This window comes from Empedobacter sp. ULE_I140 (assembly GCF_053482575.1).
The window spans coordinates 2,980,176-3,004,932 of record NZ_JBQMTX010000001.1 but is presented as its reverse complement, the minus strand read 5'-3'; the positions used below and the strand labels follow the sequence as shown (position 1 = coordinate 3,004,932).

Here is a 24,757-nt window from a genome sequence, read left to right as displayed (position 1 = left end):
GGTGGCTATTTTATTTTTATGAAATTAGGATTAAAATTATTTCTTTCTAAAAACCAATATAATGATACAACCAGCTGTAAAAATAGATAACAAATAGCCTATCCAAGAAAGTAACGGCATATCCAAAACTATGGGACGAACAGTCGTATTCGCAAGCATACTTGCTCCGATTCCAAAAGCTAAAGTAAGAATTGCTAAAACTAGTTTATTAATACTGTCTTTTATTAATTTCTGAATATTATCTATTTGATCAATCTTGAAGTTTAAAGCCAATTTATCATTGTTTACTTTTTCAATTAATTTTAAGGTGTCTTCTGGTAAATCGTTGATTAAATCTTGAATATCTTTGAAATTATCAATTGCTTTTTTGCTCAAATATTTTGGATGAAATTTTTGTCGAGCCAATTTTACCGCATATGGACGCATTGAACGTTGCACATTAAGATCAGCGTGTAATTGTTGTCCAATTCCTTCTATAAGCGCAATTCCACGTAGTAAAATGTAAACATATTCGGGTAATAAAACATGATTTTGCTGTAGAATATTATTGAATTTTTTGATGATGATTTGAACTTCTATCGTATCAACGGTATTGTATTCTAAGTAATCAAAAATATCTGCAATATCACGTTCCAATTGTTTTTCGTTTTCGATATAATGTTTAATCGCCATTTTTTTGAGTGAACGAACAATGCGTTTCGGATTTTTTAATCCAAAATCAATCACTACATTTTCTAATGCTTCTTTTTCGTTGATGGCTAAAATTCCCATCGAACCAAAATCTATAAAAGCTAAACGTCCATCTTTTAAAATAAAAATATTTCCGGGATGTGGATCAGCATGAAAAAATCCATCATCAAGTAATTGTTTCAAATAAATATCAAAACCTTTCTGTACGATTTTTTTCGGATCAACTCCTAAAGCATCTAACTGTTCAACATCATTTACCTTGAAACCATCTATGAATTCCATGCAAAGAAAATTATTGTTCGAATAATCTTCGTACGTTTTTGGCACATAAACATCTTTACTATTCTCAAAGTTTTTCCTGAATCGTTCAATATTTTGAAATTCATTGGTTAATGAAAGTTCTTTCAGAATTGAATTTTCAAATGATTTTTCGATTTCAGAAATGAATAATTTTTGAAGTTTCTCATATTTTTTTTCCAAAAAATGAACAATATCTCGAATCAGGGCTAAATCAGATTCAATTATTTTCTGAATATTAGATCGTTTTACTTTGAAAACAACTTTTTCACCATTCAATAAAGTTGCGCGATAAACTTGCGAAATACTTGCTGCAGCAAAAGGTTGTTCTTCTATAAAAAGAAAATGTTCGTCAGGTTCTATTCCAAATTCGTCTCTAATTTTTTGTTTGATGTCAATTTCTTCTGGCGGAACATTATCTTGTAATTTTTTTAGTTCTTCAACCAAAGATTCAGGAACCAAATCTTTTCGATTACTCAATAATTGTCCAAATTTTATATAGGTCGGACCAAGTTCTTCCAAAGCCATTCGGAAACGTTGATTGAATGATTGGTTGAAAAATTCGGTATTGTGATCAGAATGAAACAAATCATTTCCGCGAGAAAGAATTTCTTCAAAACCATATTTAGAAACGACTTTTACGATTTTAGAAAATCGTTTTATTTTCTTTAGACTATCCATAAAGTTGAGATTCGATTACAAGTTACGAATAAACAAGTGTGTAATTTCTTTATAAAATCTTAAATTTCTTTGAGTTGAATCTAAAATTATTCCAAATATTAAAATATAATTGTTTATCTTTGCACTCGCTAAAATGGTTTAGGAATCAAGCGATTAATTATTAAGTTAAACATCTCTCGGTCATTTATTTGCATTTGAAGATTCCGAAATAAAATAGATTGAGATACAAATTTTTAGAATTATGTCTAAAGAAACAAAACAAGAGGAGGTACAAGAAGTTGTATTAAACACTCCAGTATTAGATGCGTCTGCTAATGCAAACGTAGCGCCAGAATCATTTGATTGGGAATCTTTCGAATCAGGATTAAACGAAGAAGATCGTAAAGAAAAAGCTGAATTAGAGCAAATGTACGATACAACTTTAGAAGACTTACATGAGAATGAAGTATTCAAAGGACAAGTTGTACGTATTACAGATAAAGAAGCTATCGTAGATATCAACTTCAAATCAGAAGGTGTTATTTCATTAAACGAATTCCGTTACAACTCAGACTTGAAAGTTGGGGATATTGTTGAAGTAATGGTTGATCAACGTGAAGATAAAAATGGTCAATTAATTTTATCTCACAAAAAAGCTCGTACATTAAATGCATGGGATGCTGTTAATAAAGCACACGATTCTCAAGAAATCGTTAACGGTTACATCAAAGCTCGTACTAAAGGTGGTATGATCGTTGACGTATTCGGAATTGAAGCTTTCTTACCAGGTTCTCAAATCGATGTTAAACCAATTCGTGATTACGAACAATTCGTAGGAAAAACTATGGAGTTCAAAGTTGTTAAAATCAACCCAGAATTCAAAAACGTAGTAGTTTCTCACAAAGCGTTAATCGAGGCTGATATCGAGGTTCAGAAAAAAGAAATCGTTGCTCAATTAGAGAAAGGACAAGTATTAGAAGGTGAAGTTAAAAACATCACATCTTACGGTGTATTCGTAGACTTAGGAGGTGTTGACGGTTTAATCCACATCACTGACTTATCTTGGTCTCGTATCAACCACCCATCTGAAATCTTAGAAGATGGACAAAAAATCAACGTTGTAATCTTAGATTTCGACGAAGATAAATCTCGTATCCAATTAGGTATTAAACAATTAGAAGCTCATCCATGGGATGCTTTAGATGCTGATATCAAAGTTGGTGATAAAGTTAAAGGAAAAGTAGTTGTTTTAGCTGACTACGGTGCATTCGTTGAGGTTGCTCCAGGTGTAGAAGGTTTAATCCATGTTTCTGAAATGTCATGGTCTACTCACTTACGTTCTGCTCAAGATTTCGTAAAAGTAGGTGATGAGGTTGAAGCAGTAGTTTTAACTTTAGATAGAGAAGAAAGAAAAATGTCTTTAGGTATCAAACAATTAACTCCAGATCCTTGGACAGATATTACAACTAAATACCCAGTAGGTTCTACTCACAAAGGTAAAGTTCGTAATTTCACTAACTTCGGTGTATTCGTAGAATTAGAAGAAGGTGTTGACGGATTAATCTACATCTCTGACTTATCTTGGACTAAGAAAATCAAACACCCATCAGAATTCTGTGCGGTTGATGATATCTTAGACGTAGTAGTTTTAGAATTAGACGTAGAAGCTCGTCGTTTATCTTTAGGTCACAAACAATTAACTGAAAACCCATGGGATCAGTACGAAGCTAAATATGCTGTAGGTACTACTCACACAGGTGTTGCAGTTGACGTTTTTGATAAAGGTGCTACAGTACAATTCGAAGATGCTGACGTTGAAGCTTTCGCTCCAGCTCGTACATTAGAGAAAGAAGACGGATCTCGTATCAAAAAAGGTGAAGAAACATCTTTCAAAGTTATCGAGTTTAACAAAGAATTCCGTCGTGTAGTAGTTTCTCACACAGCAACTTTCCGTGAGGAAGAAGTTAAAGCTGAGAGATCATCTAACAACAATAACAACAACAACAATTCATCTAACACGATCGAAACTTCTACATTAGGAGATATTGATTCATTAGCTGCATTGAAAAAGAAAATGGAAGAAGGAGGAAACTAATTCTCTAACCGAAATTTTTAAATAACATAAGCTGTCCAGTAATGGGCAGCTTTTTTTATGAATAATGATTAAATATATTTAGTATAAAAATGAATTTAATTTATGGTTTAAAATCATATCAAGAATAACGTACAATTTTTGATATATTTTTTGAATATTATTCAAAATAGTCTTAATTTTGCAGTCGAAATGGAAAAGATAGAATTTAATTTAGATGCTACTGATTTGAAAATCATGCGATTAATGCAAGATAATGCACGTATTAACAATGCAGATATCGCAAGAGAATTGAGAATGGCACCTTCTGGAATATTAGAACGTGTGAAAAAGCTTGAAAATAAACAAGTTATTTTGGCTTATCACGCAAAAATAAATCCAATGGCAGTTGGACAAAAATTACTTTCGTATATGTTTATCAAAACCGTAGATATTATCGGTGATGAAACAGTAGGAAGACAACTTGCCGAAATTCCAGAAGTTTTAGAGGTTCATGATATTGCTGGAGAAGATGGTTATCTAATCAAAGTGAGAACTTCTGATAACGAAGGTTTGGTGGAATTGATGCGCAAACATTTGAGTAAAATTGGCGGAATCACTTCTACGCGTACAACTATAGTTTTACAAACAATAAAAGAAGAACAAAATATCGTTATACCAACGATTTAAAAAATAGAGATTGAATGAAAGGGAATCAACCAAGTAAGTGGCTGATTATTGCAGCATATTTCGTGGTTTATGTAGTTTGGGGATCAACTTATTTTTTTATAGATAAGGCTTTGCATGGTTTTAGTCCGTTTATTTTGGGTTCGTTTCGCTTTATTGCGGCGAGCACAATGTTGATGGGATATTGTAAGTTGAAAGGTTACAAGCTGTGGGATAAACAAATTGTGAAACAATGTATGTTTACAGGTTTTATGTTGTTGTTTATTGATATGGCTGGGATTATTTGGTCCGAACAATTTTTACCAAGTGGAATTGTTGCAATTATGGCAGCATCGGCAGCAATTTGGTTTATTGTGTTAGATAAACCGAAATGGAAACAAAATTTTTCAAGTATTCCTACGATTTTAGGCGTTTTGTTAGGTTTTGTTGGGGTTTTGATGTTATTCTATGAACAAACAACCACTGTGCACGCAGATGCAGATCAGCAGTTCTTAAATATGATTGGGTTGATTGTTCTGATCTTTTGTTCGATTGCTTGGACGTTAGGTTCTTTGTATTCAAAATATGTAACAGAAAAGCAGAAAAAAGAAGTTACAAAGCCAAAAGAAGATTTGAACATCATGGTCAAAACGGCTTGGCAAATGATTACTGCTGGAGTTTTGTTTAATACAGTTGCAATCTTCAATGGAGAATATGCTAATTTCAATTTTGCGAATGTTGCGATAGAAGATTGGTTGGCAATGGCTTATTTAACAACTTTTGGCTCTATTCTTGCTTTTGGTTCTTACGTTTGGTTGTTACAATATCGTCCAGCTGTAGAAGTTTCTACTTATGCGTATGTAAACCCTATTGTAGCCGTTGCATTGAGTTATTTTTTTACAGATGATGTCGTAACTCATTTGCAAATTTACGGTTTGGCAGTAATTTTGTTCAGTGTTTTATTAATGAACTGGAATCTTTATAAAAACACGAAATTAGTTCAAAAAATTCTGCATTTTGTTTCTCGTAAACATTATGCGCATTAAATATTATGATGATTATTAATAAGAAAGCTTCTCGATTTCGAGAAGCTTTTTTTGTATTATTGAGTTTTAAAATTAATAATTAATTCATTGTTGTCTAATTTTAATGGGTAGCCATCTTCTGATTTGAAACCATTTGAAATTACAAATTCATATTCTTTAGTTGGAGTTAATTCCATAGTTATTACGAATGTAGTGTTATCATTAGAGAAATTGATTTTTGTAAACTTAGGACTATACTCTTTTCCTTTTTTTGAGAATCTTATTGAATATTCTTTTGGATTCATTGGTTTAGAAAATATAATTTTAAATTCTTTGATAGATGAATCTATATTTGTTGAACCATTTTCGAAAGGCTCAATTTTTATGATATAAGGTTGTTTTTTTTCGTATTCTTTTATTAATTGATCTTTATCAAAACCTTCTTCGTAAAAACCAGATTTTCTTAGAAAATTTTCAACTTCTTTTTCATCTTGATAATTCAGTTCAATAATATCTTTTATCGCTTGTTTTTTATTTTTAGCTTGATTGTAATATGATTTACATATTTCATATCCAATAAAATATCCCAGATCAGCAGCTTCACCCTTTTGTCCTCCATTGTATAACCAATTTGAAAAATCATCTATAAACATCTCTTCTTTAAATTGTTTTTTCAAATCATCGAAGTGCTGTTTTCCATAAAAAATATATTGTTTTTCAATTGGTTCTCCTAAAACAAGCTCTGTAATAAAATCGCACGAACCTTCTTTTAGGGTATGGTGTAATAATGAGTTGTTTTCATTTGGTTTTTGTTGTGTGTGTACATATTCATGAATATTTAGTGAAATAATATTATCAAGTGATTGCTTCGCAAAAACATTTTTTAGCCAATCATTTTCAAATTCTGAAACATCTGTTTTTGGAATTCCTGTAGCGATTTCAGAACCAACTAAAACCATATTTTCATATAAAGTTCCACCTGAACGCAAGCCACCAATTGTAAAATACATTTCTCCTTCTTTTAGCTCAGGATATAGTTTTTTTAGTTTTTTTACAGCTTTAGTTAATTCTTTTGTTTTATTTTTTATGGTAAGTGTATTAGGTCTAATAGAATTCCAAAACTTAGGATAATTATCAATAAGTTTAATATAAAGAGTATCATTATAATCTCTTACTTTCATAAAGGATTTTAAACCTTTTGTCCCTTTATCAATGTATAAAGTATTAATGAATTTTATTTTTTGTGAATAATTATTTGTAGTTTGAATACTATCAAAAGCTATCCAGAAATTATCTATATCAGAAGTGTAAATTTTATTAGCTATTGAATTTTGTCCAAATGAAATACTCGTAAGAATAAAAAATATTAAAGCTAAAGTTTTATTTTGCATATTGTGTTTTTATATGAGATGTCAATTTAATCAAAAAGTTACAAAATGATTCAAAAAAAAAAAAGCAGCTCTTCTCAGAACTGCTTTTGTATATTGTGATGAATTATTTCTTACAATTTAGTGCATTTTACAATTTCCAAACCGTATTGCGTCGTATGTGGTTCTTCTAAAGTGCGTGTAATCAAATTCATTTTTTGGATGCCTAAATCTTTGATGATTTGAGAGCCAATTCCGTGATCTTTTTCATCGGCTGGTAAAACACCTGATTTAGATTTTCCTTCAGAAAAACTTTTGAAAATCTCTAATTTTTGTTCAATCAACTCAGAACTTTGAATGTTATTAATAAAAATTACAACACCTTTTTCTTCTTCATTGATGATGTTCATTGTTTTTTCTAACAATGGTGTTTCGCCGTTTTGTAAAGCGCTAAACAAATCATAGTAGCTATTTGTCGATTTTACACGAACTGGAACTACATCATCTTTTGTCCATTTTCCTTTTTTCAAAGCGAAGTGAACTTGATTATTTGTTGTTTGTTGATAAGCGATTAATTCATATTCTCCGAATCTTGTTTTTGCAGGAAATTGCTCGATACGTTTTACCAAGGATTCATTTTCTAATCGGTAAGCAATCAAATCTTCAATCGAAACAATTTTAAGATCAAATTTCTTCGCAATCTCTAACAATTCTGGCAAACGAGCCATTTCTCCATCTTCTTTCAAGATTTCGACAATACATCCAGCAGGATAATGTCCCGCCATGCGAGCTAAGTCAACAGCAGCTTCTGTATGTCCCATGCGAACCAAAACTCCACCATCTTTTGCTATAAGAGGGAAAATATGTCCTGGTTTTCCTAAATCATCTGGATTTGTATTTTCGTCAATTAAAGCTTGAATAGTTTTAGAACGATCCGAAGCCGAAATTCCTGTCGTACATCCGTGACCTTGTAAATCCACAGAAACCGTAAAATTAGTTTCGTAAATTGCAGTATTGTGTCCAACCATAAGATCTAAACCTAATGCTTTACATCTTTGTTGTGTAAGTGGTGTACAAACTAATCCGCGTCCGTGCGTAACCATAAAGTTGATGACTTCTGGCGTTGCAAATTCGGCGATACATAGGAAATCTCCTTCATTTTCACGATCTTCATCGTCAACTACAATGATAACTTTTCCTTGTTTTAAATCTTCTAAAGCTTCTTCAATTGTGTTTAATTGAGATGATCTATTTTCCATTGTTTTATGTTATTGATAACGAGAATGCTCCTCGTTTTTGTTTGTTTTCTTAAACTTATTAAAGTATCTTACAATTGGATCAACGTAAATACTGATGTCAAATAATCCAGAATCTTGATTGGCTTTGTAACTAAACAAAATAGAGAACGGAAGCGCAATAATATTAGCTGCCCAAGCGGCAAAAGTTGGATCTAATTTTCCGTTTTTCGCCATATTTTCCGCAGAGAAATTAAGGATGAAATAAATAACGAAAATGATAATTGAGATGACAACTGGCATTCCGATTCCTCCTTTTTTTACGATTGCACCTAATGATGATCCAATCAAAAAGAAAATAATACACGTTACTGCATACGAGAAATTTCGTTGGTAATGAATATTTACTTTTGAATATAATTTTTCTCTGTTTACAATTTCTTGTTCAGAAAACGTCATATTTTCTTGATCACGATTTACCATTTGTATAGCTTGATTAAGCACTTGATCTTGTTCTTGGCGATTTCGCTTTTTCAAGTCAAAAATCATATTTGTTTTTACCGTATCAATATCTTTTATTTTGATTGAATAGAAATAGTTTTGATTAAACATATTCGTTTTCAAATCTTTGTAATACTTCTTATAATCTGTATTTAATGAATCGATAAGATGTCTTAAACCTTTTCCGTCCAAATATTTATAAGAGTTTCCTGGGTCTTCGTCTTTACCAGAATTTAAAATATCCGAAATGTCAATATAATAGTTTAATGTATCAAATTTAGTATATTGATTTTCTTGACGTTTGCGTTGATCAAAGTTTTTATTTTTGATGTTGTCGGTATAAGCAATTCCATCAAAAAGTTCCATTTTTAGATAATGATTATCGTTTTTGTCTGGCGCAAGATTTCCTCTTTTAGAAATAATTGTCATCGTATTTTCACCAAACGGTGCATTTTGATGAACAAAAACATCTTCTAATTTTTCTGAATTTTCACCCGAAACTTTATTTATTTTCATCTGAAATCCTGGAACGGTTTCGATAAAAACGCCTTCTTTCATACTTACCGTTGGTTTGGTTTGTAAGATATTGAAGTACATTGTTCGCGCTTTTTGTTGGGAATAAGGCATTACTTTGTCTCCGAAAAAATACAATCCGACAGACATTAAAGCAACTAACGTAAACAATGGTGCAAGGATTCTGGTAAGTGAAATTCCAGACGCTTTCATTGCAGCTAATTCGTATCGTTCTCCAAAACCTCCCATGGTCATAATAGACCCCAAAAGAATTGTAAGCGGTAATACAAGCTGAATAACGTTAATTCCTAACCAAAAAAGTAATTCGGTAATAGTGTACCATTCTAAACCTTTTCCAACAAATTTTTCCATTTGTTGCCATGCAAATTGCACGATAAAGATGAAAAACAGAACACTAAATATGAAAAAAAATGGACCTAAAAAGGTCTTGATTATATACCAGTCAAGTTTTTTTAACATTGATTATAATTGAGTAATCATATAGCCTTGCGACTTATATTTCTTTTGGTCAAAGTTAAAGTAACTTTTGTGAATAAGTAAATTTTGAACGTAATCTTTTACAATGATTGATGTTGTATCACCATTTTTACCATATTCCTTGTAATCGTAGATTTCATTATTCGCTGTATTGACTCCTAAAACCGAATATTTGATTGTTGAAGTTTTAGTTGGCGTTAATTTTATATACTGAATTGTTTTTCCTCCAACGGTTTTTTTATCTGTTAAAGCGTAGCTGAAATCAGTACGATATGTGTTTAAAACTTTAGTTGGTGTTAAGAAATCATCTGTGTTAGATGCATCAGAAATAGTTACTTCTTTGTCATCTTTTGCAATTGTATATAATTTAGTTCCTGTGAAAATTTGGTTGATATCGCCTACATTCAAGTTAAATTTTTGTTTCATTGCAAAAACTTCTCCCGAACGACTTGTTGATTTTCCATTTGCATTATGGCTAAAATCAAATTTGATGTAATACGAGTTTGCGTTGGTATATTTAGCGTAAACTTTGTCTAAGATTTGTTTTGCTGATTGAGCGTTTAATGTTCCAACCCCTACTAATAAGAGTATGAAAGAATAGATAATCTTTTTCATACAATTTAATTTTCTATCTGTTTTTAATAAATTTTAGTTCAAATTATTCAACAACTGTTCCAAACTCATGTCATCTTGTATCAATACCTGTCTTGCTTTACTTCCTTCGAAAGGACCAACAATTCCAGCAGCTTCCAATTGATCAATTAATCGTCCGGCGCGATTATATCCTAATTTTAATTTTCGTTGTAATAAAGACGCGGAACCTTGTTGATTCATTACAATTAATCGTGCAGCATCTTCAAAAAGTACATCACGATCAGATAAATCAATATCTAAATTAGATCCACCTTCTTCACCAACATATTCTGGTAAATGCATTGCATCTGGATAACCACGTTGTTCACCAATAAATTCGGTGATTTTATCGACTTCTGGTGTATCAACAAACGCACATTGTAAGCGAATTAATTCGTTTCCAGTGGTGTACAACATATCACCTTTACCAATTAATTGATCGGCTCCTTGCGAATCTAAAATCGTTCTCGAATCGATTTTTGACGTTACACGGAAAGCGACACGTCCTGGGAAATTGGCTTTAATTGTTCCTGTAATCACATTTACAGACGGACGTTGAGTTGCAACAATCAAGTGAATACCAACAGCACGAGCCAACTGAGCTAAACGAGCAATCGGTAATTCAACTTCTTTACCAGCTGTCATAATCAAATCTGCAAACTCATCCACGATTAATACAATATATGGTAAGAATCTGTGACCAGCTTCTGGATTTAATTTACGTTGTTTGAACTTCGCGTTATATTCTTTGATATTTCGAACGAAAGCATTTTTCAATAATTCGTAACGATCATCCATTTCAATACAAAGTGAATTTAACGTGTTAATTACTTTTGTATTATCTGTGATAATTGCTTCTTCCGAATCTGGTAATTTTGCTAAATAATGACGCTCGATTTTAGAATATAAAGTAAGCTCAACTTTCTTTGGATCGACCATCACAAATTTTAATTCAGATGGATGTTTTTTATAGATTAACGAAGCGATAATTGCATTCAAACCAACCGATTTACCTTGTCCCGTTGCACCAGCCATCAACAAATGAGGCATTTTTGCTAAATCGGCAACAAAGGTTTCGTTCGTAATTGTTTTCCCGAAAGCAATTGGCAATTCCATATCAGCATTTTGGAACTTTTGCGAAGCAATTACCGAATGCATGGAAACCATCGAAGGATTAGAATTTGGAACCTCAATACCAATTGTTCCTTTTCCAGGAATCGGCGCAATAATACGAATACCAAGCGCAGCCAAACTTAAGGCAATATCGTCCTCAAGATTTTTGATTTTAGAAATACGAACACCAGCTTTTGGTACAATTTCGTACAATGTAACTGTAGGACCGATTGTTGCAGAAATTTCATCGATTCCGATTCCATAGTTTCCTAAGGTTTCGACAATTCTATTTTTGTTCGTTTCTAATTCTTTTTGATCAATTAAGGTATTTCCGTTGTCATATTTTTTTAACAATGAAATAGGAGGAAATTGATAATTTGGTAAATCTAAACGTTGATTGTATTCACCTTGCTCTTGTACCAATCGAGCAGAAGTCGCTTCAAATTCTTCTTCTTCATCAACGTGTTGAACTTTTAATTCTAATCCATTTTCAGAAGAGTTTTGAGTTGGTTGAATTTCTGTTTCTAAATTTTCTTCATCATTAATTGATAAAAAATCTACTTGATTATTTTCTTCCTCATCATCTGCCAAATCTTCAACCACTAATTCTGTAATATTAAGTGGAGTTTCTTCGATTGTTTCTTCCTCTTTTGGTTGATTAATTTTAAATTCTTGATGAAATGCTTCGTTTGGATTTACTTTATGAGATTGAATTGCTTCTTTCTCTTGTTGTTCTATCAATTCTAATTCTTGCAATAAACTATCTTCCTGTTGCTTTTCAGCATCTTGATTGAATTTATTTATCTTTTCTTGTTCTTCTTTTTCCTTACGTTTTCTTAATTCAAGCTGTTCTCTCTTGATTTTTTCTTGCTCTTTTTCTATGCGCTCAATTTCTTTTTGTTTCGCACGTTCTTCCATTTTTTCTTGGATAGATTGGTACGTCATTCGGAAATGAATGACACAATAAATCAATAAACTAACGAAAAGCAATAAAATTACACCCCATTTACCAATAAAGCTATTTAGGAAATCATTAATTTCAAATCCCATTACGCCAGAAAGCATGTGTTGAGTAGGTAAAATACAACCAAAAAATATTGGTAACCAAATCATGAAGAAAATGCTTTGATAAAGCGTTGTGAAAGGTTTAATTTTTTTCCAATTTGTAGCAACTTTAACTCCTAAGAGAATAAAGAAGACTGGGACAAAAAATGAAACAATTCCGATTCCTTGCAAAATGAATGTTTCACCTAATAATGCGCCAAACTTCCCGAAAATATTTTCGGCGGTTTGACTTTTATCTAATAAATCAGAGATTTGGCTCTGATCCATAAAACCATTAAAAAAATAAGAAATAAACGAAGCTAATAGTAATAAACCGATTACTAAAAACAGTATACCTATAATTGTTTTGACGATTTGTTTTTTAGGAGTTTTTGGTGTTTCCTGTGTGTTTTTTATAGCCATTTTAAGGTTGAGTATAATTGAAGCAAAAATAATAAATCTAAAAGTACGAATCTAACGAAAAGTATTTAATTTTATATAAAATGATAAAGACTAAGATGATTTAATTTTTTTTTATGATGAATACAGAAAGCCCTTTTTTTATTTTATCCTTATTATTTGGTCTAATATTTATAATTATGGGAATTGTACAATTAATTTTTCCTGCAAAAAATATTAATCCATTATATGGTTATAGGTCAAACTTATCAATGAAAAATATTGAGAATTGGAATTTTGCACAAAAATATTCCAGAAAAATTATGTTTTATTTTGGAGTAATTTTTTTATTAATTGCCTTATCAGGACTTTTATTTGAAATAAATTACATCTTTGCTTCAATTATTTCACTAGGTTGTATGACTACCTTTTGTTTTTTAACATTCGTTTTGACAGAAAAAAAAATAAAAAAAATGAATAGATTTAATTCTTAAAATTATAACCATTATATTTGCCAATAGTATGGAAAATTTTGTTGTTTCAGCCAGAAAATATCGCCCGTTAAATTTTGAAGATGTAGTTGGACAAGCGTCTATTACAAATACTTTGGAGCAAGCGATAAAGTCAAATCAATTGCCACAAGCTCTTTTATTTTGTGGACCAAGAGGTGTTGGAAAAACAACATGTGCTCGAATTTTAGCACGTAAAATCAACGAAGAAAATGGAGTAGAAGGCGATCAAGATTTTGCTTTCAATATTTTTGAGTTGGATGCGGCATCTAATAATTCGGTTGATGATATCAGAAATTTAATCGATCAAGTACGTATTGTTCCTCAAATTGGGAAATATCGTGTCTACATTATTGATGAGGTTCATATGTTGTCAACAGCTGCTTTCAATGCGTTTCTGAAAACCTTAGAAGAGCCACCAGCGCACGCTATTTTCATTTTGGCAACTACAGAAAAACATAAAATTATTCCTACTATTCTTTCTCGTTGTCAGATTTATGATTTCAAACGAATTGGAGTTGAAGACATCAAAGGGCATTTGAAAAATGTTGCTGAAAAAGAACAAGTAACTTTTGAAGATGATGCATTGCATTTGATTGCTCAAAAAGCAGATGGTGCGTTACGCGATTCTTTATCAATCTTTGATAGAATGTCAACTTTTACCAATAAAAATTTGACCTATTCTTCAGTAGCAGAAAACTTGAATGTATTAGATTACGATTATTACTTCAAGATGACAGACGCGTGTTTGGAAAATGATATTCCGCAAGCGATGTTGCAATTGAATGATATTTTGAACAAAGGTTTTGATGCACATTTATTTATTTGCGGTTTGGGCGCTCATTTCCGAGATTTATTGATGGCGAAAACAGCTAATACAGTAAGTTTGTTGGAAGTTGGTGAGCGTATAAAAGCAAAATATTTGGAGCATGCACAAAAATGTTCAGCAACGTTTTTATTTGGAGCAATTGAAATTTGTAATGAGGCCGATTTAAACTACAAATCGAGTAAGAATCCTCGTTTAACAGTTGAAATTGCATTGATGCAATTGGCTTCGTTAACGGCAGAAGAAAACGGGCTTAAAAAAAAAAGTATAGGATAGTTCCGCCAACGTTTTATTTTTCTGAACAACAAACTTCTAAAATTGAAGTTCTTCAAATTCAGCAAAATAATTCTATTCCTCAAAATGGACAAACTTCACAACAGGTAAATACGCAACACGTTAAAACTTCGATTTCAGAAGAAGTCAAAGAATATACGCGTGCTTCAAAACCGATTAGAACAAATGGTAATTCGTCGTTTAGTCTTAAGATGGCTTTGCCTGGAGCAAAAGTAGAAGAACATCAAGAGGAGATTTTACGAAATGATTTGCCTCGAGAAAAGTTTACATTGGATCAAGTAAAAGAAGGCTGGAAAAGATTTTTGGATCGATTAAAAATCGAACATAATATTCCGTCCTATAATGCTTTGATGACAACTGAACTTGGCTTGGAAGGTGATGAAATTATTTTCGAATTTACTTCTCATTCATCGGAACAAGAATTTGAGGAATACCGTGATCGAATCAGAAATAGTTTGAGAGCATTCCTTAAGAATCACTATTTTAGTATTCAAATTAAGTTTTCTGAGAAGGAAGCAACGAATCATATCTTATCAAACAAAGAAAAATTTGAGAAATTATCAGATAAAAACCCGATTTTGTTAAAATTAAAAGAAGAATTTGGTTTAGATTTGTATGATTAATGAAAGTTTCTTATTAAACTTGCAATAAATTTTTATAAATAATGAAAAAAGTTCTTTTAGGGATTTTTGTTGTTGCGTCGTTAGTGTCTTGTAACAAAGGAAAATCTGTAGACAAATTAGAAAGCGAAGATCAAAAAGCTTCTTATGCTTTCGGAACTGGTCTTGGTGAGCAAATCAAAGGTCTTGGAGGACGTTTAGTTGAAACTGATAGTATCAACTACGATCAATTAGAAAAAGGGATCCGCGATTACTTAAAAGCAGGTAAAGAAGGTAGAGAATCTTACGCGATTGGTCAACAAGTTGGTCAGCAAATTGAGACGGTTATTAACCAACAACAATTAGATCAAATGGACAAGGATATCATTGTTCAAGGGATTATGGATGTTGTACGTCACAAAAAATTGTTGATTACACAAGAAGCGGGAATGGGAATTTTAGATACGTATGCAAAAAATCACCAACAAAACTTGGTGAAGAAAAATGCAGACGAGTCTAAAAAATTAGTAGACGAGAAGAAAAAAACTTCTGGTGCTAAAACAACTGCTTCTGGATTAGTTTATGTTGTAGAAAAAGAAGGAACAGGTGCTAAACCAAACATTAATAGTATTGTTAAAGTAAAATATACTGGTAAAATTTTAGCTACTGGTAAGACTTTTGACAGTACAGATAAAAACCCTGAAGCTAAAGGAGGTGTAGAATTTCCTTTGAATCAAGTTATTCCAGGATGGTCAGAAGGTTTACAATTAATGTCTAAAGGATCTAAATACAAATTCTATATTCCTGCTAACTTAGGTTACGGTGAAATGGGAGCTCCTGGAGGACAAATTGGACCAAACCAAGCATTAGAGTTCGAAGTAGAATTAGTAGACTTTAAAGAAGGTCAACCAGCTCCACAAGGACAACCAGGTGCGCAAGGAGGACAAGGTTTATCTGATGAGCAAATCAAAGAATTACAAAAACAATTCGAAGCTCAATCACAACAAGGTAAATAATCATCGATTAGATATAACAAAAAAATCCACTCAATTGAGTGGATTTTTTTATGGATTAATTTTTAAATTATTTCAAATATTTAAAAATTTGATTTGCTTCTACAGAACCTTTTTTGATTGTAACAAGATTTTGATCCTTGTCGAATAAATAAAATGTAGGAATAGAAGTTGGTTGAAATGTTGGACCAAATTCGTAATTAGAATCATATAATAATTCTACATTTTTATTGTTTACAAAATTAGGTGCATGCTCTTTTAGGAAAGGGATAGCGTCTTTTGCTTCGTATTCAGAAACTAAAATAATCTGAGTATTTTTTAAATGTTCTTCGTAATTATTGCTAAAATGATTCAAGGCTAATTGGCAGTGAATACATGTTGGCGAATATAAAACGATTAACGTTTGTTTTCCTTTTTTGATATCTTTTGAACTGAAAATTCCTTCGGATTGCATTTTTACGAAAGAAAATTCTGGAATAGATTTTAGCGTATTTTCTGTTTGTGCAAATGTAAAAATCGAACAAAAGAATATCAATAAAGCAGTAATTTTTGTTTTCATGTTTTAAGAAAAATTTTGACGGAAGTTAGTCAATTCTATCCAAAGTAAAAACGACAGTTTATAAAACTGTCGTTTTCCTATTAAATAAATGCTAAAAATATGTTTAACTCTGAGAAAATTAGAATTTAAATACTACTTGTCCTGCCATGTTAAATGGATCGATTTGGTTGATGTAACCTCCTCTGTAGTATGAGTTGTATCCGATTTCGTCTGTAATATTATTGAAGAATAAACGGAAATCGAATTTGCGTGTAGAATATCCAATTTGCGCATTAAGCGTTGTATATTCTGGCATTAAGAAAGGAGCTTGTCCATTCATTACATTTCCATGTGCATCTTTTGTTGTGCTTCTATCATTAACAGGTCGTGATCCAACATAATAAAGACCACTTGAAATAGATAATCCATCAATAAAAGTGTTTGTTTTCTGGAATTTATATTGTACCCATGCATTAGCTGTATTACGAGGAGCATTCATTGGACGAGAACCATCTACATAAGAAGGAGAACCTTGGTATTGTGTGTCTAAATAAGAGTAACCAAGCATTACTTGAACATTAGGTAAAGGACGCCCTGTTACTTCTAATTCTATTCCTTTACGTTTTAAATCTCCTGCTAGTTGATATAACCCAGTTCGTGTATTTCCATTCACAATTTCATACGCTAAGTTCTCGTTAACCATATCGAAGTATGTAACATTTGCTCTAAGTCTGTCATTAAACCAATCTGTTTTAATACCAGTTTCAAATTGTTTTGTACGAGAAGTTCCAACTGTTCCTCCACCCTGTAAAGGATTTGAAGCAGAACGTAAAGATGACGTTGTTGTATATGATCCAAATAAATTAATATTTTTAATAGGAGAAACCATTAATCCAATCATAGGATCTAAAATGTCTTTTGAATTTACACCAGAATATGACCATCTCAAAGCTCCAACAACTTTTACGTAATCTGTAATATTAAGATGATGTTGAGTCATAAATCCGTAGTAATAACCATTATCAAGAGGACTTGATGTATTGATTGTTAATTGAGAAAAATCAAAATTATTAGGTAATTTATTATTGATATTTTGTAGTACATTAATAGGGTCTTCTACCACAGGAATAGTAGATGTCATAATAGGGTTACCATCTTTATCTTTTTTTCCTGAATCGATTTGTGCACTACGAGAATCTACACGATAGGTTGTATAATCATAACCAGCTTGCCAACTCCATTTCAGAATTCCAGCTTGAAAATCTTTTCCCATTACATCAATTTGAATTGTTGTATTTCTATCATTTCTAGTAGAATGTCCTAATGATCTAGTTCTTAAAGAGTAATCGGCTACATTTCCTGCCTTGTCTTTTATTGTAGCTAATGAAGTGCTCTGTTGATCTCTATCATTAATAGAACCATAATATGCAGCACGTACACTAATCTTATCAGTTAATTGACGTGTAGCACGTAATGAGTATGTTGTTGCTTCACTTTTATCAAAGTCAGTATCAAAACCTAAGAAGCGATGTCCCATATTAGCTAATGCTTGCGTGAAGTCATTATTTAAATTTACTGTACCTGCATCAGGAACGCCTTCAAAATTTAAATAATCCATTTCTGCAATTACTTCTGTTTTATCATCAGGTCTCCAAGCAAGAGAAGGTTGTATATAGAATCTTTTATTGTTTACAACATCTCTATAACTATCACCTTGTTGATATGCACCATTTAGACGAAATGCAAAGCTTTTAGCGTTATCAACTACGCGTTGAACATCAAAAGTTGTACGAACTTGATTCCAAGACCCTACACGTAAACCTATATTTCCAGCATTTATAAAACGAGGCGTTTTTGTAGCTAAATTAATTACTCCACCAGCAGAACCTAGACTGTTTCCAACTCCTTGAGTAATTGCAGCAGATCCTTTGATTACCTGTATAGACTCTATTCCCTGCATATCAGCTATTGCACCAGCAGTTCTAAAATCTGAATCTTGTCTAACTCCATTTCTTAAGACTGGTGTTCCTCTATATCCACGAATTGACATAGACTCTCTATTTCCTCCGTAAGAACCGAATAAGGTAACACCAGGAACATTACGAGCTGCGTCTGTAATGGTTAGAGCTCCTTGCTCTTCAATTAATTTTTCTGAAATTGTAGATATAGTTTGTATTTGTTGATTTGGCGAAACAGGAAAACGGGTAATAGCTTCTAACCCTCTTTGTTTTTTATTTCGGTCCCCAAAAATCTCAACTTCTTGTAGATTACTTACTGTATCCTTTTTTTCTTTTTCTTGTGCGAATGCAGTAGAAAAACTTAGTATAGTAAGTGTAGCTAGTAAAAGTTTATTCCTTTTCATATGTTATATATATTTATTCTAAATAAAATTAATGCTGCAAATTTAATTAGACTTAGTATAAATAAAAAAAAGAAATCGACTGATAGATATCATCTATCAGTCGATTTTGTTAAATATTTTAAGAAAATGGATGTTTACTCGAAAAAAGAGAAGTGTACGTTTCCGTATTTTTTGTGCTGTACAAAGTTTGGATGCTCTTCAAAAGAAATGCTTGATGGATGTTCTAAAACAAAATTTCCACCTTCTTCTAACCATTTATTATCGATAACCAAATTTGGGATTTTTTTGTAAATTTCTACATCCAAATCGTAAGGAGGATCAGCAAAAATAATATCAAACTTTTTGATTGGTTGCTTGTCCAAATATTTCATGACATCACTTTTTACAGTAGAAATAACATCATCTAATTTTAATTGTTTCGCTGTTTCGTCCAAAAATTTTACACAACCGTAGAAGTTATCAACTGAAGTTACTTTTTTTGCTCCACGTGAAGCAAATTCTAATGAAATACTTCCAATTCCAGAGAATAAATCTAAAACGGTAATTTCGTCGAAATACCATTCGTTGTTTAAGATATTAAATAAAGCTTCTTTCGCGAAGTCTGTTGTTGGGCGCACCGGCAAGTTGGTTGGTGCTGTGATTCTTTTTCCTTTTAATGTTCCTGAAATGATTCGCATTCGAATAATTTATATAATGTAAAATATTGACCAAGTTGTTTGTCTGCTTCGTTAAACGAAATATGACGCACATATTTTTGTAAAGTTTCGTAATAATCTGGCGAATTCATGATGTCACCAAAAGCATACAACGAAACGGTATTTGGACTAATATTTAATTGATTTAATGTATACAAAATGTAAAACAAAAAGTCTTCTTTCGTTTTTGTTTCAAATAGATTATAAAAAATAAATTCTCCATTGCTTAACACACAAACTTCTAATTTTTGATGCATTAAATTGATATAAATTTCATCGTTCTTGGTATTAATCATTCCATAATCTATCAAGAATTTGCCCGAATGATACAAACGCGCATTTTGCAAATTCGGTAACGAAAGCAAAATATCTTTTAGCGGATAATGAATGTTGTATACAATAGAAGCATCTATATTTTCTAATGGACAATCAATTGCTAATTTGATAGGACTATAATCCGAAAGAGATAACAAATCTTCGAAAGGCTTGTGCGAAAGATGTGAGGGAACGACATTGATTGTAGTCGATAAAAAACAAATGTGCACATGGTCGTATTCTTGCAATAGAGTTAAATTAGAACGCAATTCATGTTCAATTTCAATCTCCGTTTTGTTAAGATTTGTAAAATCCACCGAATAGTCATACACATCCGAATACGAAGTCGATATTCCGTCGGTTGTTTTGGTAATATAACTAAGCATATCGTGTGATAATAAAATCGCTAACGAACGTTGAGTTGGTTTTGACATAAATTTTTCTTTATCCTTGAATTTTTAACTCGCTGATTAAGATGAAAATCAATCCTAATGAAATCAAAAAATAACAAAATTTTGAAAGCAATCTTCATACAGAAAATTTATTTCAGTAAAGATACTACAATTATTTTATTGATTAAAAATGCATTTCAGCCGAATCTACTTAAATTTACAGAAATTTGAAATAAAAAGTAGTGAAAAAAATAGCCGTAATTCCAGCTCGTTATGCAGCAACACGTTTTCCAAGTAAATTGATGCAACAATTGGGCGATAAAACTGTGATAAGAATGACGTACGAAAATGTTGCCGCTACTAATTTGTTTGACGATGTTTTTGTGGTGACAGATTCTGATTTAATTTTTGATGAAATTGTTTCGCACAACGGAAAAGCAATCATGAGTATCAAAGATCACGAAACAGGAAGTGATAGAATTGCCGAAGCTATCGAAAATATAGAATGCGATATTATTTTGAATGTTCAGGGTGACGAACCATTTGTGAACGAAAAAGCTTTGGCAGATATTTTATCCTCTTTTGATGGAGAATTGGGAAAAACTGTAGATGTGGCGACTTTAAAAGAATCCATTACAAAGGAAGAAGATATTAACAATCCTAATTTTGTAAAAGTGGTCACTGATATTAACGATTTTGCACTTTATTTTTCGCGTTCAGCAATTCCATTTGCACGTGAAACTAATTTTACACCAAATTATTTTCGTCATTTAGGGATTTATGCGTTTAGAAAAGAAGCTTTGTTGAAGTTTTCAACACTTGAAATGCGTCAAAATGAGCGTGCAGAAAAATTAGAACAATTACGTTATTTGGAATATGGAATGAAGATTAAAGTGATTGAAACTGAATCGATAGGAGTAGGAATTGATACACCAGAAGATTTAGAGCGTGCAAAAAAGTACTTATCCACTATTGTTAAAAAATAATCTTTAAACTTTTTATGATTTATATTTGCCCTAAAATTAGCTATACTTGACATGGAAATGAAACAATTAAGTTAATTAATACTTAAAAAAATATTTCGGTATGAATGTTGTTGTAAAATGGAGTAAATAAGTAAAATAGTGATTATGAGTGATTCATGGAAAGAATACGAAGCAGAAGGATTAATTGAAAAAAGATCCTTTTTAGTTTCAAAAGATGGTCTTGTAAAAAAATTATACACAGGACAAGATAAATACAAAATCTTAGAAGGAGCGATTAACAACGGTTATCGTGCGATTTGGGTAACAAAAGCAGACGGAAAACGTACGGCTAAATATGTACATAAAATGGTTGCCGAAACGTTTTTACCAAATAAAGACAATAAAGAATATGTAGTGCATTTGGATCATAACAAATTAAACAACGCAATGGATAATTTAAAGTGGGCTACTTTAGACGAATGGAAAGAACACAACAAGGATTTATTTAGAATGATGAAAGGACGTTCTCGTTTAGACAGTATTCCAAATAGTAAGTTGACAGAAGCACAAGTTATTCGTCTAAAAAAGAAATTAATTGATCCAAATAGAAAAACAAAAATTTCTACACTAGCAAAACAATTTAATATTTCTCAAGGTCAGGTTTACCGTATTTTAAGAGGTGAAAATTGGGCTCATATAGAAGTTAAAAAAGACTAAAAGACAATATTTCTTTACAGAACTTTAAATTAGTTTTTATATCTTGTTCGACAGATTGTTAAAAATTAAAAAAGTTCTTATGTCGAAATTGACGTTTAGCACGCTTATGATTTCATTATTTTCTGTGACTACATTTGCACAAAATGCAGATAAAATAATAGAAACTCATATTAAAAAAACAGGAGGAGAAGCAGCTTGGAATAATTTGAACAGTATTATCCTAAAAGGAGAAGCCATTATAAATGTTGGAGATTCTTATCCAATGATTGTTTATCATCAACGCCCTTACAACAAAAAAGTAGTGTTTGTGATGAATGGAAAAGAAATCTTGAACGAAGGATATGATGGTAGAATGGGATGGACATACAGCGAAGTTGCTAAGAAAAATGTAGCTGTAAAAGATTATAAACCAGACTCTTTTGATTCGGATATTTTGAAATATAAACAAAAAGGATTTAAAGTAAAATACTTAGGTGTAGATAAATACGATCAAAATAATAGCTGTTACAAAATAGAATTAACAAAAAATACAAATTCTACAATATACTGTTTTGATAAAAATTCGTACGAAATTGTAATGGAAAAAAATAAAGACGAAACACTTTATTACTCTAATTTCAAGACGTATAACGGATTATCTTTCGCCACAAAAGTGGTAGGAAAACCAGTTGATGGAGGAGAATATGTGATAAAATTTAATGACATAAAAATCAACCCAGCAATAGATAAGAAAAATTTTAAATTCTAAATATATAAAAAGTGGTTCATCAAGAATCACTTTTTTATTTCTTTTGATTTATACTGCTTAGGTAGTATAAGTTTTTTACTTTTGTACTCTGAATGAAGAAATTAAAATATGGCTTTAGACTCTATATTTGATCAAAATAAAAAATACGAGAAGAGCTTTTTTCTAAGATTATTAGAGAAAGCAAGAAAAGATTATCCAGATTCAATTTCTTTTATAGATGATCTAATTTCTAAACTTCAAAATAACCCTACATATCGATTAATTTTTCGCGAAGAACTTCAAAATACATTCGGGAAAATCAATTTCGTTAGCTATTTAGTAGATAGTGGAATTCATCTGGAAGATAATTTATTATCCATTTTTAGAAAGAAAATAATGGATTCTCTTTTACCGGATATTGAAGATAATAATGAATTAACTTCTGTGGTAAATGAGATTTTTTATAATTCGAAAAACTTATCAGCAATCCGAATTATTCCAAGAGATCGTTGGCGAAAATTTTTCGAAGTATTGTATCAAGATATCGAACCAGATAATTTTAAAGGAAACGTTAATAATATTCAAAATCAGCTTTTACAAGCAATTTCTATTTTGACGGTTCGTATTACTGGTGGGTTTTCGGACAAAGAAATGATGCGTTATAGTAACGAGGTTAATTATCTTGATAATCCTTTCTCTAAACTTTCGATGCAGATTAGTAACATTATCGAAAATCCACAAGCTGGCTTTGATATGTTAGAAATTAAAGAAAGTATTTCGAAATGTAAACATTTGTTAAACGATATTTTAACACAAAAAGATTACAAAGGAATTTCATTGAAAGTTGCATCAAAAATCAATCGTTTGCAACAACAATTAGTTCGTTTGCAAACAATTTTAAATAGTTATAATGAACTAAGATTACACGGAATAATTTCTTTCTATAGTCTTGCAACAAAGAAATGGGTTGAGTTTTATGCGCCAAAGAATTTTATGAGTAATCAGTTAGGTTCTACGGTTTATTTAATCACTTTCTTAGTGACTTATCATAATGGTAAAACGGGCGAAAAATATATTACGCAGACAGCCAAAGAGTATAATAAGATGTTTTGGACAGCTTGTGGAGGTGGCTTTATTGTTTCTTTTTTGTGTTTTATCAAAACTGGAATTGGAAATATACATGATACATCGCCACTGTTTAAAGCGTTTTTCTTTAGTATTAATTACGCTGTTGGTTTCTGTACGATTTATTTGACACATATGACGCTTGCTACAAAACAGCCTTCTATGACAGCGGCTCGTTTAGCTCGTTCGCTTGTGCCAACTTCTGGTTCTGAACTGAATGTGAAAGATTTTACAACTTTATTTGCGCAATTAGTAAGAAGCCAAATGATTGCTTTTTTAGGAAATGTTGTTGCGGGTTTTGTGGTTTCATTAGGAATATTTTATTTACTCAACGAAATCTTAGGATTAGAAGTTTTAAAATATTCTAAAGCTTATCATTATTGGGAAGAAGTGGTGACAATGGATTGGCATATTTTTTACTTCGGAGCAATTGCGGGAGTCTTCTTATTCCTTTCAGGATTAATTTCGGGAATTACAATTAATAATCAACGTTTTCATAATATTCCAGAACGTATTTATAATCATCCAATTTTGAAGAAATCATTTTCAGAACGTAGAAGAAGAAGAATTTCGAATTGGTTTGAGAAAAATATGGGAGGAGTTGTCGGTAATGTTGCATTCGGTTTTATGATGGGATGTGCCTTTTTGATTGGGGATTTTACAGGTCAACCTTTCGATATTCGACATATTACTTTCGTTTCAGGAAACTTCGCGATTGGTATTGGTGGAATGGGCTATCATTTTGATATTGGACCAATGATTATAGGTTTTATTGCAATTTTCATGGTTGGTTGGAGCAACTTCTTAGTTAGTTTTATCTTATCATTATTAATGGCAATGCGATCTAATAATATTCCTTTTTATAAGATTTTTACGATGATTTCACATACATTAAAAGCATTTTTCCGAAATCCATTACCATTTTTTATTCCGCCTTTATGGACAAAAAACAAAGAAGAAGCTTAGTT

21 protein-coding genes are annotated in these 24,757 nt (G+C 31.5%); 11 read left to right on the top strand and 10 right to left on the bottom strand.

Annotated elements, in window-relative coordinates; all coding sequences use genetic code 11:
- Nucleotides 1–36 precede the first annotated feature (36 nt).
- Complete coding sequence (locus ACTS9J_RS14510; RefSeq protein WP_448353406.1) at nucleotides 37–1,668, bottom strand: ABC1 kinase family protein; 1,632 nt, start codon at nucleotides 1,666–1,668, stop codon at nucleotides 37–39.
- A gap of 241 nt (nucleotides 1,669–1,909) precedes the next feature.
- On the opposite strand from ACTS9J_RS14510, the gene rpsA reads away from it, so the two are divergent.
- From rpsA to ACTS9J_RS14495, 3 genes are all read left to right on the top strand, one after another.
- A complete protein-coding gene (gene rpsA / locus ACTS9J_RS14505) occupies nucleotides 1,910–3,742 on the top strand; it encodes a 30S ribosomal protein S1 (RefSeq protein ID WP_291091147.1) in 1,833 nt (610 codons plus the stop codon).
- A 189-nt stretch (nucleotides 3,743–3,931) separates the two neighbouring features.
- Nucleotides 3,932–4,408: an Lrp/AsnC family transcriptional regulator gene (locus ACTS9J_RS14500; protein WP_291091145.1), complete on the top strand. Its 477-nt coding sequence runs from the start codon at nucleotides 3,932–3,934 to the stop codon at nucleotides 4,406–4,408.
- 14 nt (nucleotides 4,409–4,422) lie between these two features.
- Nucleotides 4,423–5,430, top strand: coding sequence for an EamA family transporter (locus tag ACTS9J_RS14495; RefSeq protein WP_221854523.1), 1,008 nt, complete (start codon nucleotides 4,423–4,425; stop codon nucleotides 5,428–5,430).
- A 56-nt stretch (nucleotides 5,431–5,486) separates the two neighbouring features.
- Here the strand turns inward: ACTS9J_RS14495 and ACTS9J_RS14490 are convergent, their stop codons facing one another.
- The 5 genes from ACTS9J_RS14490 to ACTS9J_RS14470 form a co-directional block, all read right to left on the bottom strand.
- Nucleotides 5,487–6,800, bottom strand: coding sequence for a gliding motility protein GldB-related protein (locus ACTS9J_RS14490; protein WP_219034404.1), 1,314 nt, complete (start codon nucleotides 6,798–6,800; stop codon nucleotides 5,487–5,489).
- A gap of 110 nt (nucleotides 6,801–6,910) precedes the next feature.
- The gene (gene ribB, locus ACTS9J_RS14485) at nucleotides 6,911–8,035 is read right to left on the bottom strand and encodes a 3,4-dihydroxy-2-butanone-4-phosphate synthase (protein WP_115001841.1); all 1,125 of its coding nucleotides are present in this window, start codon (nucleotides 8,033–8,035) and stop codon (nucleotides 6,911–6,913) included.
- 9 nt (nucleotides 8,036–8,044) lie between these two features.
- Complete coding sequence (locus ACTS9J_RS14480; protein WP_448353405.1) at nucleotides 8,045–9,505, bottom strand: LptF/LptG family permease; 1,461 nt, start codon at nucleotides 9,503–9,505, stop codon at nucleotides 8,045–8,047.
- 3 nt (nucleotides 9,506–9,508) lie between these two features.
- Complete coding sequence (locus ACTS9J_RS14475) at nucleotides 9,509–10,138, bottom strand: LolA family protein (protein WP_115001837.1); 630 nt, start codon at nucleotides 10,136–10,138, stop codon at nucleotides 9,509–9,511.
- Between the two features lie 33 nt (nucleotides 10,139–10,171).
- A complete protein-coding gene (locus ACTS9J_RS14470; RefSeq protein WP_448353404.1) occupies nucleotides 10,172–12,736 on the bottom strand; it encodes a DNA translocase FtsK 4TM domain-containing protein in 2,565 nt (854 codons plus the stop codon).
- A gap of 113 nt (nucleotides 12,737–12,849) precedes the next feature.
- Here ACTS9J_RS14470 and ACTS9J_RS14465 point away from each other — a divergent pair, with 113 nt between their 5' ends.
- From ACTS9J_RS14465 to ACTS9J_RS14450, 4 genes are all read left to right on the top strand, one after another.
- Nucleotides 12,850–13,206 (top strand): SdpI family protein, encoded by a 357-nt coding sequence (locus tag ACTS9J_RS14465; RefSeq protein WP_448353403.1) that lies wholly within the window; start codon nucleotides 12,850–12,852, stop codon nucleotides 13,204–13,206.
- Between the two features lie 28 nt (nucleotides 13,207–13,234).
- Nucleotides 13,235–14,323, top strand: coding sequence for a DNA polymerase III subunit gamma/tau (gene dnaX / locus ACTS9J_RS14460; RefSeq protein WP_115001827.1), 1,089 nt, complete (start codon nucleotides 13,235–13,237; stop codon nucleotides 14,321–14,323).
- 209 nt (nucleotides 14,324–14,532) lie between these two features.
- A complete protein-coding gene (locus tag ACTS9J_RS14455) occupies nucleotides 14,533–14,964 on the top strand; it encodes a hypothetical protein (protein ID WP_115001825.1) in 432 nt (143 codons plus the stop codon).
- A 41-nt stretch (nucleotides 14,965–15,005) separates the two neighbouring features.
- A complete protein-coding gene (locus tag ACTS9J_RS14450) occupies nucleotides 15,006–15,956 on the top strand; it encodes an FKBP-type peptidyl-prolyl cis-trans isomerase (RefSeq protein WP_221854529.1) in 951 nt (316 codons plus the stop codon).
- Between the two features lie 67 nt (nucleotides 15,957–16,023).
- Here the strand turns inward: ACTS9J_RS14450 and ACTS9J_RS14445 are convergent, their stop codons facing one another.
- The 4 genes from ACTS9J_RS14445 to ACTS9J_RS14430 form a co-directional block, all read right to left on the bottom strand.
- Entirely contained in the window at nucleotides 16,024–16,512 is a 489-nt protein-coding gene (locus ACTS9J_RS14445) for a TlpA family protein disulfide reductase (RefSeq protein ID WP_291062038.1), read from the bottom strand.
- 118 nt (nucleotides 16,513–16,630) lie between these two features.
- Nucleotides 16,631–18,853: a TonB-dependent siderophore receptor gene (locus tag ACTS9J_RS14440; protein ID WP_448353402.1), complete on the bottom strand. Its 2,223-nt coding sequence runs from the start codon at nucleotides 18,851–18,853 to the stop codon at nucleotides 16,631–16,633.
- 134 nt (nucleotides 18,854–18,987) lie between these two features.
- Complete coding sequence (locus ACTS9J_RS14435; protein ID WP_038332694.1) at nucleotides 18,988–19,530, bottom strand: RsmD family RNA methyltransferase; 543 nt, start codon at nucleotides 19,528–19,530, stop codon at nucleotides 18,988–18,990.
- Nucleotides 19,506–20,297 carry a DUF3822 family protein gene (locus ACTS9J_RS14430; RefSeq protein ID WP_448353401.1) on the bottom strand — a complete coding sequence of 264 codons (792 nt, stop codon included), beginning with the start codon at nucleotides 20,295–20,297 and terminating at the stop codon, nucleotides 19,506–19,508. Before ACTS9J_RS14430 ends, ACTS9J_RS14435 begins: the two co-directional genes overlap by 25 nt.
- Nucleotides 20,298–20,497: 200 nt before the next feature.
- Between ACTS9J_RS14430 and kdsB the strand changes: the two genes are divergently transcribed.
- The 4 genes from kdsB to ACTS9J_RS14410 all read left to right on the top strand — a co-directional run bounded on the left by kdsB (nucleotide 20,498) and on the right by ACTS9J_RS14410 (nucleotide 24,755).
- The gene (gene kdsB, locus ACTS9J_RS14425) at nucleotides 20,498–21,241 is read left to right on the top strand and encodes a 3-deoxy-manno-octulosonate cytidylyltransferase (RefSeq protein ID WP_448353400.1); all 744 of its coding nucleotides are present in this window, start codon (nucleotides 20,498–20,500) and stop codon (nucleotides 21,239–21,241) included.
- Nucleotides 21,242–21,385: 144 nt separating this feature from the next.
- Complete coding sequence (locus ACTS9J_RS14420; RefSeq protein ID WP_038332702.1) at nucleotides 21,386–21,937, top strand: HNH endonuclease; 552 nt, start codon at nucleotides 21,386–21,388, stop codon at nucleotides 21,935–21,937.
- 79 nt (nucleotides 21,938–22,016) lie between these two features.
- Nucleotides 22,017–22,685 carry a LolA family protein gene (locus ACTS9J_RS14415; RefSeq protein ID WP_291091061.1) on the top strand — a complete coding sequence of 223 codons (669 nt, stop codon included), beginning with the start codon at nucleotides 22,017–22,019 and terminating at the stop codon, nucleotides 22,683–22,685.
- Nucleotides 22,686–22,793: 108 nt separating this feature from the next.
- Nucleotides 22,794–24,755: a site-specific recombinase Gcr gene (locus ACTS9J_RS14410; protein ID WP_280035452.1), complete on the top strand. Its 1,962-nt coding sequence runs from the start codon at nucleotides 22,794–22,796 to the stop codon at nucleotides 24,753–24,755.
- Nucleotides 24,756–24,757 lie beyond the last annotated feature (2 nt).